The 12,710-nt window shown below is 71.1% G+C and carries 13 protein-coding genes and 2 tRNA genes; 6 read left to right on the top strand and 9 right to left on the bottom strand.

The annotated features are described in order from the left end of the window. Positions 1–55: 55 nt before the first annotated feature. The 4 genes from RT051_RS02350 to RT051_RS02365 all read right to left on the bottom strand — a co-directional run bounded on the left by RT051_RS02350 (position 56) and on the right by RT051_RS02365 (position 3,363). Positions 56–132 (bottom strand) — tRNA-Gln (locus RT051_RS02350). 39 nt (positions 133–171) lie between these two features. Then, entirely contained in the window at positions 172–1,023 is an 852-nt protein-coding gene (gene ispE, locus RT051_RS02355) for a 4-(cytidine 5'-diphospho)-2-C-methyl-D-erythritol kinase (protein ID WP_313070929.1), read from the bottom strand. Positions 1,024–1,039: 16 nt separating this feature from the next. Further along, a complete protein-coding gene (locus RT051_RS02360; RefSeq protein ID WP_313070934.1) occupies positions 1,040–1,561 on the bottom strand; it encodes a lipoprotein insertase outer membrane protein LolB in 522 nt (173 codons plus the stop codon). Beyond that, on the bottom strand, positions 1,558–3,363 hold the full coding sequence (locus RT051_RS02365) for a tetratricopeptide repeat protein (RefSeq protein ID WP_313070940.1): 1,806 nt from the start codon (positions 3,361–3,363) through the stop codon (positions 1,558–1,560). The genes RT051_RS02360 and RT051_RS02365 overlap by 4 nt, the downstream gene beginning before the upstream one ends. Before the next feature lie 41 nt (positions 3,364–3,404). On the opposite strand from RT051_RS02365, the gene mutM reads away from it, so the two are divergent. Together mutM and mutY are read left to right on the top strand one after the other, a co-directional pair. Next, entirely contained in the window at positions 3,405–4,226 is an 822-nt protein-coding gene (gene mutM / locus RT051_RS02370; protein WP_313070944.1) for a bifunctional DNA-formamidopyrimidine glycosylase/DNA-(apurinic or apyrimidinic site) lyase, read from the top strand. A gap of 26 nt (positions 4,227–4,252) precedes the next feature. Then, positions 4,253–5,362, top strand: coding sequence for an A/G-specific adenine glycosylase (mutY, locus tag RT051_RS02375; RefSeq protein WP_313070949.1), 1,110 nt, complete (start codon positions 4,253–4,255; stop codon positions 5,360–5,362). Positions 5,363–5,387: 25 nt separating this feature from the next. On the opposite strand, the gene rapZ is transcribed toward mutY, so the two are convergent. From rapZ to RT051_RS02390, 3 genes are read right to left on the bottom strand one after another with little or no spacing between them, the layout of a single operon-like run. Continuing rightward, entirely contained in the window at positions 5,388–6,251 is an 864-nt protein-coding gene (gene rapZ, locus RT051_RS02380; RefSeq protein ID WP_313070952.1) for an RNase adapter RapZ, read from the bottom strand. Then, on the bottom strand, positions 6,248–7,927 hold the full coding sequence (gene recN, locus RT051_RS02385) for a DNA repair protein RecN (RefSeq protein ID WP_313070956.1): 1,680 nt from the start codon (positions 7,925–7,927) through the stop codon (positions 6,248–6,250). Before recN ends, rapZ begins: the two co-directional genes overlap by 4 nt. Positions 7,928–7,929: 2 nt before the next feature. Continuing rightward, positions 7,930–8,826, bottom strand: coding sequence for an NAD kinase (locus RT051_RS02390; protein ID WP_313070959.1), 897 nt, complete (start codon positions 8,824–8,826; stop codon positions 7,930–7,932). Positions 8,827–8,857: 31 nt separating this feature from the next. On the opposite strand from RT051_RS02390, the gene hrcA reads away from it, so the two are divergent. From hrcA to RT051_RS02410, 4 genes are all read left to right on the top strand, one after another. Further along, the gene (gene hrcA, locus RT051_RS02395; RefSeq protein WP_313070963.1) at positions 8,858–9,862 is read left to right on the top strand and encodes a heat-inducible transcriptional repressor HrcA; all 1,005 of its coding nucleotides are present in this window, start codon (positions 8,858–8,860) and stop codon (positions 9,860–9,862) included. Positions 9,863–9,921: 59 nt separating this feature from the next. Continuing rightward, positions 9,922–9,998, top strand: a tRNA-Ile gene (locus RT051_RS02400). 14 nt (positions 9,999–10,012) lie between these two features. Next, positions 10,013–10,324 carry a hypothetical protein gene (locus RT051_RS14665; RefSeq protein WP_409520519.1) on the top strand — a complete coding sequence of 104 codons (312 nt, stop codon included), beginning with the start codon at positions 10,013–10,015 and terminating at the stop codon, positions 10,322–10,324. A gap of 10 nt (positions 10,325–10,334) precedes the next feature. After that, the gene (locus tag RT051_RS02410; protein ID WP_313070967.1) at positions 10,335–10,676 is read left to right on the top strand and encodes an I78 family peptidase inhibitor; all 342 of its coding nucleotides are present in this window, start codon (positions 10,335–10,337) and stop codon (positions 10,674–10,676) included. A 51-nt stretch (positions 10,677–10,727) separates the two neighbouring features. On the opposite strand, the gene hemW is transcribed toward RT051_RS02410, so the two are convergent. Together hemW and rdgB are read right to left on the bottom strand one after the other, a co-directional pair. Beyond that, positions 10,728–11,963, bottom strand: a complete 1,236-nt coding sequence (hemW, locus tag RT051_RS02415) for a radical SAM family heme chaperone HemW (protein ID WP_313070971.1) — start codon at positions 11,961–11,963, stop codon at positions 10,728–10,730. 102 nt (positions 11,964–12,065) lie between these two features. Beyond that, entirely contained in the window at positions 12,066–12,665 is a 600-nt protein-coding gene (gene rdgB, locus RT051_RS02420; RefSeq protein ID WP_313071149.1) for an RdgB/HAM1 family non-canonical purine NTP pyrophosphatase, read from the bottom strand. Positions 12,666–12,710 lie beyond the last annotated feature (45 nt).

Raw genomic sequence — 12,710 nt, forward strand, 5'->3', positions numbered from 1 at the left:
GTGGTGGGTTCAGGCCCTGCGGCGTGGCGTGTGCACAGCAGGACAAAAAAGATTTTGGCAGGGGAGGAAGGACTCGAACCCTCGCATGCCGGAATCAAAATCCGGTGCCTTGACCAACTTGGCGACTCCCCTACACAGGTTGCCCGGCGCTGCCGGACCACCTTGAATTCTTCAATCCGAGACCCAGCCGGCAAGCGGATGGGACTGCAGATTCTCACACACTTTGACCTGCCAGGCTGCGGGTGCATCGTGCAGATCGACCACGTGTGTGACCTGTGCAAACACCGCACTGCCGGAGCCTGTCATCCGCGGCTTCAGACCCTTGCCGGCAAGCCACTGGATGGCTTGATCGACCTCGGGGCAGAGTGCCTGGGCGACGGGCTGCAGGTCGTTTCTTCCGAAACCGTACGGTGCTGCAGCAAAGTCTGAGATTGTAGCACGCCCTGAATCGCGTTTGAGCGAAGGACTGGAAAAAATGGTTTTTGTCTCCAGTCCGGCTTCGGGCTTGACCACCACGAAGCGCGTCGATGCAAGGCGCTGCTCTCTCTCAAGGGGGCAGATTATGTCACCAATTCCTTCCACCCAGGCGTTGGCGCCGCATAAAAAGAAGGGCACGTCGGCGCCCAGCGTCACACCGATGGCTTGCAGCTGGCCGCGCGTGAGCCCCAGCCCCCACAGCCGGTTGAGGGCCAGCAGCGTACTGGCGGCGTCCGACGAGCCGCCGCCCAGGCCGGCCTGGGCCGGCACGCGCTTGTCCACCACGATGTGCGCGCCGCCCCCGTGGCCCGTGGCCTGCTGTAGCGCCCGCGCCGCGCGCAGGCACAGGTCGTCCGCGGGCAGCGCGGCGCCCCGGTCCTCGCGCGAGAGGGCGCCGCCCGCGCGGCGCTCGAAGTGCAGCGTGTCGCACCAGTCGATCAGCATGAAGGCCGATTGCAGCAGGTGGTAGCCGTCGGCCCGGCGCCCTGTCAAGTGCAGGAACAGGTTGAGCTTGGCCGGGGCCGGCACGTCGTGGAGGGCCTGCATGGGAGAGGGAGAAGATTCAACGGTCGAGCACGATGCGCAGGACGGCCTGCGGCGCGGGCGCATGCCGACGGGCCACGAGCCGCCCTTCGGCCAGGCGATCCAGTTCGGCCTGCCAGCCGGGCACCTGTACCGCCTCGCCCTGCAGCCAGGCGAACAGCGCGGCGATGGGCAGCTCGGTGCCCGTGAGCTCGCGCACCAGCTCGGCCAGCGACGCCGACTCGCGCGTCTCCTGGCCGTTGGTGAGCTGTGCGTGCGCGGGCGTCCAGTGCAGCCGGGCGAGCACCTGGCCCAGCGGGCTGAACAGGGTGAGGGCGCCGGCCTCGGCCGAGCCTGCCAGGTCGAAGCCCGCGCTGAACGAGCGCGCGGGCTCGTCCGTGCCGGCAGGGGCCTCGACCTGCACGCCCAGGCGCCCGGCCCAGTGCTGCGAACCGCTGCCGGCGCGCCGCACCGGCGGGGCGCAGCCGGCGAGCAGGGCCGCCACGGCGCAGGCGGCGGCCAGCAGCTGCCGCCGTCCCGGCGCCTGAAGGCCGGCCGTCAAGGCCGCGCTCCGAGGCGCTTGATCGTTTCCTGCAGCGTGTCGTGGTTCTTGTTGATGCGCAGGCCCTCGCGCCAGACCTGCAGCGCCCGCTCGCGCTGGCCGCGCATCCACAGCACCTCGCCCAGATGCGCGGCGATCTCTGCGTCGGGCTGGGTGTCGAAGGCCGACTGCAGCAGCTCCTCGGCCCGTGCGTGGTTGCCCAGGCGAAATTCCACCCAGCCCAGGCTGTCGGTGATGAAGGGGTCGCCCGGGGCCTGCTCCAGCGCGCGGGCGATCAGGCTGCGCGCCTCGGCCAGTTTTTCGCCGCGATCGGCCAGCATGTAGCCCAGGGCGTTGAGGGCGTGGCGGTGGTCGGGCTTGCGCTCGACGATGCTGCGCAGCAGCCGCTCGGCCTCGCGCGGCTGGCCGGCCTTTTCCGCCAGCATGGCCTGGTCATAGATCAGGTCGTCGTCCTCAGGCGCCAGCGCCGCGGCGCGGCCCTGGATCTCGTAGGCCTCGCGGTACTCGCCCGCTTCGCGCAGCAGCTGCGCCTCGGCCTGGAGCTTCAGGCGCTCGTCCTCGGGCTGGCGCGCGGGCGTGGCGCGGATGACGGCGCGTGCCTGGCTGAGCTTGCCCTGGCGCGCCAGCAGTGAGGCGCGCCGGCTCTGCGCGGCCAGCAGCTCGGGCGCGTTGTCGATGCGCGCGAGCCACGTTTCGGCCCCGGCATAGTCGCCGCGTTTCTCGGCAATTTGGGCGTGCATCAGCCAGGCCTGGGTGAAGGCGCGCGAGCGCATCTCGCCGGGCGGGGCACTGTCGAGCTGCCGCGTGAACTGCGCCAGTGCCTGCTCGGCCGCATCCAGCTGGCCGGACTGCAGCTTGAGCGAGGCCTGCAGCAGCCAGGCCTCGGCGGCGTCGGGGCGCTCGCGCGTCACCGCGTCCACCTGGGCCTGCGCGTCGGCCAGGCGCTGCGATTCGAGCAGCAGCCGCGCGTAGGCCATGCGCACCTCGGGCATGGGCGTGTCGGCGAAGTAGGGCGGCAGCAGCACCTCGGCCTCGGCCACGCCTTCATCGAGCAGCTGCAGCGCCAGCATGGCGGCGCCGTCGTCGGTGTGGTCCAGCGCCAGGGACTGGCTGGCCGCCTCCAGGGCGCCTGCCTTGTCCTGGGCCGCCAGGCGCATGCGGCCGATGGTGGCCCAGGCCGCAGGGCCGATGGCCGGGTGGCGCAGCTCGCCCGCCAGTGCCTGCTCGACGATGCGTGCCGCGGTGGCCTTGTTGCTCACGCGGGCGTAGAGCTGGGGCAGGGCGCGCACGGAGGCGAGCTTGGAGCGCCCCGAGGCCATGGCCAGCTCGCGCTGCAGCGGCTCGGCACTCTCATTGGTGCGGTTGAGCGTGACCAGGATGTAGAGCAGGTAGCGGTTGGCCTCGCGCGACTGGGGAAAGGCGGCGTTCCAGGACCGGATGGCCAGCAGCGCTGCCTCGGCCGAGCGCGATTGCAGCGCCATCTCGGCGGCGCGGCGGTAGAGCCGGGGGTCGCTGCTCTTGCGCGCCGCGTCCAGCATCAGCGCGTAGCCCGTGGATGCGTCGCCGCCGCTGGTGCTCATCTCGCTGAGCAGCAGTTCGTAGAACAGCTCGGCGGTGAGGGCCGTGTCCTGGTCTTCCAGGGGGTGGTCGGTGTCCTCGGCCTCCGGGGGGGCGGCTGGCAGCACTTCGGTGGGCGCGGCCGGCTGGGCGAGCAGGGCGGGCACTGCGCCCACGGTCAGCATGCAGGCCAGCGCCAGGGCCCGAAGACGAAAAATATGCACCATCGCCCCATAATAATCCATGCCCAAAGCCGTTTCTGCCCGCCGATCGCGGCAAAAAACCCATGCCTGAACTGCCCGAAGTGGAGGTCACGCGGCGCGGCTTTGCCGACGCCATAGCCGGCGCGACCGTGACCGGTGTGCGCCTGGGCAAGCCCCTGCGCTGGCCCTTAGGCTGCGAGCCCGGGACGCTGGCGGGGCGGCGCGTGCAGGGCGTGCGCCGGCGCGGCAAGTACCTGCTGCTCGACCTCGACAACGGCCTGCTGCTGCTGCTGCACCTGGGCATGTCTGGCAGCCTGCGCTTTGCTGCCGACCTGCCGCCCGCAGGGGTGCACGACCACTTCGACCTGCACACCGACCGCGGCGTGCTGCGCCTGCACGACCCGCGCCGCTTCGGCGCCGCGGTCTGGACCACGGGCGAGGACGACCCGCGTGCGCGCAAGCTGCTCGGGCAGCTCGGGGTCGAGCCGCTGCCCGGCGAAGGTTTTGACTTCCAGGCATTCCATGCCGGCCTGCGCGCCAGCCGCGCGCCCATCAAGCAGGTGCTGCTGGCCGGCCGCCTGGTCGTGGGCGTGGGCAACATCTACGCCAGCGAGGTGCTGTTCCTCTCGGGCATCGCCCCGACGGCGCCGGCATCCTCCATCGGCCCGCGCCGGGCGCGGCGCCTGCATGCGGCCATCGTCCAAGTGCTGGCGCGTGCGGTCGAGCGCGGCGGCTCCACGCTGCGCGACTTTGCCGGCACCGATGGCAGCGCCGGCCACTTCCAGCTGGAAGCCAGTGTCTATGGCCGCGAAGGCCAGCCCTGCCGCGCCTGCGGCGCGCCCATCCGCCTGCTGCGCCAGGGCCAGCGCAGCACCTATTTCTGCCCGCGCTGTCAGCGCGCCTGAGCGGGCGCGACCACTCCCCCGACCGCATGAGCTCCAAGCAGCCCGACACAGCCGCTCCGGCGCTGCCCGACATCGCCACGCCCGTGGTGCGCTGGCAGGCCGAGCACGGCCGCCACGCGCTGCCCTGGCAGAACACCCGCGACCCCTACCGTGTCTGGCTGTCCGAGGTCATGCTGCAGCAGACCCAGGTGGCGACCGTGCTGGGCTATTACGAGCGCTTCCTGGAGCGCTTTCCCGACGTGCAGGCGCTGGCCGCTGCCTCGCCCGATGAGGTGCTGGCGCTGTGGAGCGGCCTGGGCTACTACAGCCGCGCGCGCAACCTGCACCGCTGCGCGCAGGAGGTGGCGCAGCGCCACGCCGGCACCTTTCCGCGCAGCGTGGCCGAGCTGGCCGCGCTGCCGGGCATCGGCCGCTCGACCGCCGGCGCCATTGCCGCGTTCTGCTTCGGCGCGCGCGCGCCCATCCTGGACGCCAACGTGCGCCGCGTGCTCACCCGGGTGCTGGGCTACCGCGCCGATCTCGCCACGGCCGCGGGCGAGCGCGGCCTGTGGCAGCTGGCCGAGGCGCTGCTGCCCGAAGGCGATCCGCAGACCTGCATGCCGCGCTACACCCAGGGGCTGATGGACCTGGGCGCGGGCATCTGCCTGCCGCGGCGGCCGGCCTGCATGCTGTGCCCGCTGCACGACGTGTGCGTGGCCCGGCGCGAGGGCCAGCCCGAGCGCTACCCGGTGCGCACGCGCGCCACCCGCCGCAGCGCGCAGGACTGGTGGCTGCTGCTGCAGCGCGACGACGCGGGCCGGCTGTGGCTGGAGCGCCGCGCACCCTCGGGCATCTGGGCGGGCCTGTACTGCCCGCCGGTCTTTGACGACCGTGCGTCGCTGGATGCGGCGGCGCTGGCGTGCGCGGGCCAGCCGCTGCAGGAGCTGCCCCCCATCGCGCATGGGCTCACGCACCGCGACCTGCTGCTGCACCCGGTGCTGGCGCGGGCGGACTCTGCCGGGCCCGGCGCCACGGCCCTGCAGGAGGGCGTGGCCGGCGCCTGGTTCACACCACAGCAGTGGCGCGCCGCCGGGCTGCCTGCGCCCGTGCGGCAGCTGCTGGAGGGGCTGGTCGCCTCAGGGATTCAAAAACAATAGCTGCAAGCCCTTTGCTGGCGCTGGTTTACAGGCCATCGAGCTCGCGGTGGCGCAGCAGCGTGTTCCACTGCCCGGCAAAGTGCCGCGCCAGCTGCTCGACCAGGTACACCGAACGGTGCTGCCCGCCCGTGCAACCGATCGCCGTGGTGACGTAGCTGCGGTGGTTGCGCACCATGGCGTCCAGCCAGTGCTCGAGAAAACCGCAGATGTCGGCCAGCATGGCGCCGGCCTCGGGCTGCAGTGCCAGGTATTCGGCCACGGGCACGTCGCGCCCGGTGAGCGGGCGCAGCTCAGGCTCGTAGTGCGGGTTGGGCAGCATGCGCACGTCGAAGACGTAGTCGGCGTCCAATGGAATGCCGCGCTTGAAGGCAAACGACTGGAACACCAGCGTCAGCTGCCCGGGCGGCGTCGGCAGCAGGCTCTTCACGTAGCCCAGCAGCTGCGCCGAGCGCAGGTTGCTGGTGTCGATGACGTGCGACTGCTCGCGCAGCTCGGCCAGCAGTTCGCGCTCCAGTTCGATGGTCTGCACCAGCGCGCGCTGGCCCTCGCGCAGCTCCTCGTGCGACAGCGGATGGCGCCGGCGCGTCTCGGAGAAGCGCCGCACCAGCGTGTCGGTGGAAGCGTCCAGGAACAACGCGCGCACCCGCACGCCATCGCGGCGCAGCTGCGCCAGCTGCCCCGGCACCAGGGGCAGGCCGGTGGCGCTGCGCACGTCCATGGCCACGGCCAGGCGCCGCCCGTGGTGGGCGTGCTCCAGCGCCGCGAAGGCCGACAGCAGCTCGGGCGGCAGGTTGTCCACGCAGTAGTAGCCTGCGTCCTCCAGCGCATGCAGCGCCACCGATTTGCCTGAGCCGGACATGCCGGTAATCACCATGATCTCCAGCGTCATGCGCCGCTCCGGTCGGCCAGGGCCGCGCCTTCGAGCATCTCGCGCGCATGTGCCAGCGTGGTGGCCGACTGCTGCTGACCGCCCAGCATGCGGGCCAGCTCGGCCACGCGCTCCTCGCCGCGCGCGGGCGCCACGCTGCTGGTGGTCTGCTGCGCGCCCTTGCGCTTGGCCACGACCAGGTGGTGGTCGGCGCACGCCGCCACCTGCGGCAGGTGGGTGACGGCCAGCACCTGGCGCGCCTGGCCGAGCTGCTGCATCAGCCGCCCCACGGTCTCGGCCACGGCGCCGCCCACGCCCGAGTCCACCTCGTCAAAGATCAGCGTGGGCGCCTCGCCCAGCTCGCTGGTGGTCACCGAGATGGCCAACGCCATGCGCGAGAGCTCGCCGCCCGAGGCCACGCGCCCGATGGGCCGGGGCGTCATGCCCGGGTGGCTGCTGACGAGAAAGCCCACCTGGTCGGTGCCGTGCGGGCCGGGCTCGGCCGGCTCCAGCCGCACTTCGAAGCGGCCGCCGGCCATGCCCAGGCCCTGCATGGCGCGGGTGATGGCCTCGCCCAGCTGCGGCGCGGCCTTGGCGCGCTTTTGCCCCAGGGCGCGCGCGGCCTTGTGGTAGGCGGCGCCGTGGCGCTGCTCGGCCGCCTCCAGGGAGTCGAGGTCGGAGGCGTCGTCGAGCCGGCGCAGGTCCTCGCGCCAAGCGGCGAGCAGCTGCGGCAGCTCCTCGGGCGTGCGCCGGTAGCGGCGCGCCAGCTGCAGCCACAGCGCCACGCGCGCGTCCAGCTCGGCCAGCTGCTCCGGGTCGGGCTCGGTGTGGCGCAGCCAGCCCTGCAGCGAATGCACCACGTCGCCCGCCTGCGCCAGGCACGAGGCCAGCACCTCGGCCATGGTGCGAAACTCCTCGTCCACCTGCTCGTAGCCCTGCAGCAGCTCCTGCGCGCGCGCCAGGCCCGTCATGGCGCTGTCCGTGTCCTCGCCTTCCAGCGCCTGCAGCGCGGCCTGGGCATTGTCGATCAGCGCCTGGGCATTGGCCAGACGGGCATGGCGGGCGTTGAGCTCGTCCCACTCGCCCTCCAGCGGCGCGAGTTTCTGCAGCTCGCCGATCTGCCACTGCAGGCGCTCGCGCTCCTGCGACAGCGTGTCCTGGGCCTGGCGGGCGTGGGCCAGGGCCTTTTGCGCCTCGCGCCAGGACGACCACAGGCCCGCCAGGGGCTCGCCCTGCACGCCGGCGTAGGCGTCCAGCAGGCCGCGCACGGCATCGGGCCGGGTCAGGCTCTGCCAGGCGTGCTGGCCGTGGATGTCCAGCAGGTGCTCGCCCAGGGCGCGCATCTGCGCGGCGGTGGCGGGCGTGCCGTTGATCCAGGCGCGGCTCCTGCCTTGCAGGTCCACCGTGCGGCGCAGCAGCAGCAGGCGGTCCTCGGCGGCAAAGCCGGCCTCGTGCAGCCACGCGGCGAGCGCCTCGGAGCCGGTGGCGTCAAACTCGGCGCTGATGTCGGTGCGCTCGGCACCCTCGCGGATGACGCCGGTGTCGGCGCGCGCGCCCAGCAGCAGCTGCAGCGCGTCGATCAGGATGGACTTGCCCGCCCCGGTCTCGCCGGTGAGCACCGTGAAGCCGCCCGCCAGATCCAGCTCCAGCGTCGGCACGATGACGAAATCCTTCAGCGCGATGCGCCTCAAGGCCATGTTCAGGAACCTCCTTCGTTCCAGCGCAGCTTCTTGCGCAAGGTGGCAAAGTAGCTCCAGCCGCGCGGATGCAGAAAACACACGCGGTGCGCCGAGCGGCGCACCAGGATGCGGTCGCCATGCTGCAGGGAAGCGAGCGACTGCATGTCGAAATTGGCGCTGATGTCGCGGCCAGCCACCACCTCGATGGCCACCTGGGTGGCGTCCGACAGCACGATGGGGCGGTTGGACAGCGTGTGCGGCGCGATCGGCACCAGCACCCAGCCGGGCAGCGCGGGGTGCAGCATGGGCCCGCCCGCGGACAGGGCGTAGGCCGTCGAACCCGTGGGCGAGGCGACGATCAGCCCGTCGGCGCGCTGGTTGGCCACGAACACGCCATCGACTTCGATGCGCAGCTCCACCATGCCCGAGGTCGAGCCGCGGTTGACCACCACGTCGTTGAGCGCCAGCGCCTCGAACACGCATTCGCTGCCCCGCATCACGCAGGCGTGCATGAGGGGGCGCACGTCCTCCTCGTAGTCGCCGTGCAGTATGGGTTCGAGCGCCGCCCGGTAGCTGTCCAGCGGGATGTCGGTGATGAAGCCCAGCCGCCCCTGGTTAATGCCCACCAGCGGCGTGCCGTGGCTGGCCAGGCGCCGCCCCACGCCGAGCATGGTGCCGTCGCCGCCCACCACCAGGCACAGGTCGCACTGGCGGCCTATGCCCTCGATGTCCAGGGTGGGGTAGGCGTGCAGGTCCAGCAGCTGGGCGGTCTCGGCCTCCAGAGCCGGCTCGCAGCCCTGCTCGGCCACGAAGCGGGCGATGCAGTCGATGATCTCGCGCGAGTTCTCCGGCATGGCGCCGCCTGCGGAGCGCTGGTATTTGCCGATGATGGCGACGCGGCGGAAGATGGGCAGCATGGGTCGGAAATTACATCACTAAAATGATTCGATGCTCGATGACCGTGCCAAGTTGTTGCTCAAAGCGCTGGTGGAGCGCTACATCGCGGAAGGTCAGCCGGTGGGCTCCAGGACATTGTCGCGGGCTTCGGGACTGGAATTGTCGCCAGCCACCATCCGCAACGTCATGGCCGACCTGGAAGAGCTGGGCCTGATCGCCAGCCCCCATACCTCTGCCGGCCGCATCCCCACCGCCCGGGGCTACCGCCTGTTCGTGGACACCATGCTCACGGTGCAAAAAGACCAGCTGCCGGCGCTGCAGCTCATGCCCGAGCAGCCGCAGAAGGTGATCGCCAACGCCGCGCACCTGCTGTCGAGCCTGTCGCAGTTCGTCGGCGTGGTGATGGCGCCGCGGCGCGCCTCGGTGTTCCGGCACATCGAGTTCCTGCGGCTGTCCGAGCGGCGCCTCCTGGTGATCATCGTCTCACCCGACGGCGACGTGCAGAACCGCGTCATCTTCACCGAGACCGACCACACCCAGTCGCAGTTGGCCGAGGCGGCCAACTTCCTGAACGCCAACTACGCGGGCCTGACCATGGAGCAGGTGCGCGAGCGGCTCAAGCACGAGGTGGAGAGCCTGCGCGGGGAGATCGCCGAACTCATGCAGGCGGCTGTGAATGCCGGCACGGACGCGCTGTCGGCCTCGCAGGAGGAGGTGGTCATCTCCGGCGAGCGCAACCTGCTGTCGGTGAGCGACTTCGCCAGCGACATGAGCCACCTGCGCCGCGCCTTCGACCTGTTCGAGCAAAAAACCCAGATCCTGCGCCTGCTCGACATCTCCAGCCGCGCCGAGGGCGTGCGCATCTTCATCGGCGGCGAGAGCCAGGTCGTGCCGTTCGAGGAGCTGTCGGTGGTCAGTGCCCCCTACGAGGTGGACGGCAAGGTGGTGGGGACGCTGGGCGTCATCGGCCCGACGCGCATGCCCTACGACCGCATGATCCAGATCGTGGACATCACCTCGAAACTCGTCTCCAACGCCCTGAGCCACCGCAGGTGAGGCAGACCCTACAATAGCCGGCTCCCCTGGCGCCGGGCCCGCGGCCCGTGGTGGGGCAGGGGGCGTTAGCTCAGTTGGTCAGAGCAGGGGACTCATAATCCCTTGGTCGCAGGTTCAAGTCCTGCACGCCCTACCAGTCGAAACAAGCACTTGGGCCAGTTCTTCGGGACTGGCCTTTTTGCTTTCCGGGCACCTGCCACCAACCGGCTTGGTGAGCATTTCGAGGACTGCCAGCGATTGACGAGGCAGCGGCGCAACATCGCCGATGCGCTGGTGATGCCAGGCGTTGCGGATACCGCGTTCGATCCACCGCGTGCGTGCCTCGCAAGGGCTGGCGCGTTGGTGACCCGCCCTCGCCGCCAGGCTGCGGGCCCGGGCTCCGTACGCCCTACCATTCAGACCGATATTCAGGATCTGGAGGCCGGTTTTTCGGGCCCGGCCTTTTTGTTGATGCCCATCTGAGGAGAGACACATGACAGGCAGGCGAATTCTTCCCATGGCGGCAAGCGCCGCGTTGCTGGCGCTGGCCGGCTGCTCGGCCCTGGGGCCGCAGGGTGGCGCTCCAGCGCCGGCGCCGCGCCCCATCGGGGCCAGTACCGCGCCGGTGGGCGGCACCTGCAACGCCCAGGCCGCGCAGCAGGCCGTGGGCAAAAGCAGCACCGCCCAGGTGGTCGAGCAGGCGCGGGTGGCCTCGGGCGCGCGCATGGCGCGCGTGCTGCGGCCGGGGCAGGCGGTGACGCTGGAGCACAACGCCGAGCGCCTGAACCTGCGCGTGGACGCCGGCGGCAAGGTGCTGGCCGCGGACTGCGGCTGAAGGCGGCGCGCGGGGCCGGGCGCGCGCTCTGCGGGCCGGGCCCGGCGCGGCTCAGTCGGGCAGGAACAGCTCCTGCAGGTCGTTCAGGAAGTCCAGGCCGCGCTCGGTGGGCCAGGCGCGCTCCATGTCGCGCGCCAGCAGGCCGCGCGCCTCGGCCTGGGTCAGGCCGCGCTCGATGGCGGTGAGCGCCAGGCCCGTGCGCTCGGTGAATTCGGCTAGGGCAAAGCCCTCGCGCAGGCGCAGCGCGTTGAGCATGAACTCGAACGGCAGGTCGGCGCGGCGCACGTCCTCGTCCTGCGCGATGGCGTTGCCGGCCAGCGCCTGGGCCATGTAGCGCTGTGGCTCGCGAAAGCGCACCTGGCGCACGATGCGGTGGGCAAAGCTGAGCTTGCTGTGCGCGCCCGCGCCGATGCCCAGGTAGTCGCCGAACTGCCAGTAGTTGCGGTTGTGCAGGCACTGGTGGCCGGCGCGCGCGTAGGCCGAGACTTCGTAGCGCTGCAGCTGCGCGGCCGCGGTCAGCTCGGTGATGCGGTCGAGCATGGCGTAGGCGTCATCGTCCTCGGGCAGGCCGGCGGGCGGGTGGCGGGCGAAGAAGGTGTTGGGCTCGATGCTCAGGTGGTAGATGGACAGGTGCGGCGGCGCATGCGCCAGGGCCTGGCGCACGTCGTCCTCCAGCTCGGCCATGCTCTGGCCGGGCAGGGCGTACATCAGGTCCAGGTTGAAGGTCTCGAAGGCTTCGCTGGCCTCCTGCACGGCGGCCAGGGCCTGGGCGCGGTCGTGCACGCGCCCCAGAGCCGCCAGGTGCTGGTCGTTGAAGCTCTGCACGCCGATCGACAGCCGCGTGACGCCGGCGCCGCGAAAGGCCCGGAAGCGCTCTTTCTCGAAGGTGCCGGGGTTGGCCTCCAGGGTGACCTCGCAGCCGGCGTCCAGCGGCAGGCGCGCACGCACCGCCGCCAGCAGGCGGTCGATGGCCTCGGGTGAGAACAGGCTGGGCGTGCCGCCGCCGATGAAGACGCTGTGCACCGTGCGGCCCCAGACCAGGGGCAGGGCGGCCTCCAGATCGGCCTGCAGGGCGTCGAGGTAGCGCTGCTCGGGCAGGGCGGCCGCGCCCTCGCGCGCCTCGTGCGAGTTGAAGTCGCAGTAGGGGCACTTGCGCAGGCACCAGGGGATGTGGATGTACAGCGCCAGCGGCGGCAGGCTGCTCAGCTGCAGCAGGCCGGGGCGCAGGTAGTGCATGACGTCGCGCGCAGGCGCCGCCGATGCGGCGGGAAGGATGGGAATCGTCATGGGTTGCTCATGAATGGATAGCTGAACCTCGTTGACCCACAATGTTTTGAAGGTTAAAAGATTCTGAAATCGTGAGTGTGCAAAGGGTGAGCGCTACTTTTTTCATAGCCAACGCTCGCGCAGCAGCGCCAGCATCTGTCGCGTGGCGCGGCCGCGGTGGCTGTGGGCGTTCTTCTCGGCCGCGGGCAGCTCGGCAAAGGTGCGGCCCAGCTCGGGCACGAACATGATCGGGTCGAAGCCGAAACCGCCCTCACCCTGCGGCGCGTGGGTGATGAGGCCGGCCACGCGGCCGGTGGCGATCAGCGGCTCGGGGTCGGCCGGGCTGCGCACGGCCACCAGGGTGCTGACCAGCGCGGCGCGGCGGTCCTCGAGGCCCTGCATCTGTTCGAGCAGCGCGCGCACGTTGTTGGCGTCGCCCTTGTCGTAGCCGAACTGCGTGGCGTAGTGGGCCGTCTGCACGCCCGGCAGGCCGCCAAAGGCGTGCACGCACAGGCCGGCGTCGTCGGCCAGCGCGGGCAGGCCGGTGTGGGCGGCGGCAAAGCGCGCCTTGGCCAGGGCGTTCTCGACGAAGGTGTCAAAGGGCTCCTCGGCCTCGCCCACGCCCAGCGTGCCCTGGGCGATGAGCTGCACGCCCAGGGGGGCGAGCATCTCTTGCAGCTCGGCCAGCTTGCCGCGGTTGTTGGAGGCCAGAACCAGTTGCATCGTCATGATCAAAACCCGGGTTTCTCGTTGCCAATCAAGGACTTT

It is taken from the genome of Melaminivora sp. (genome assembly GCF_032059615.1).
GTDB lineage: Bacteria > Pseudomonadota > Gammaproteobacteria > Burkholderiales > Burkholderiaceae_C > Melaminivora.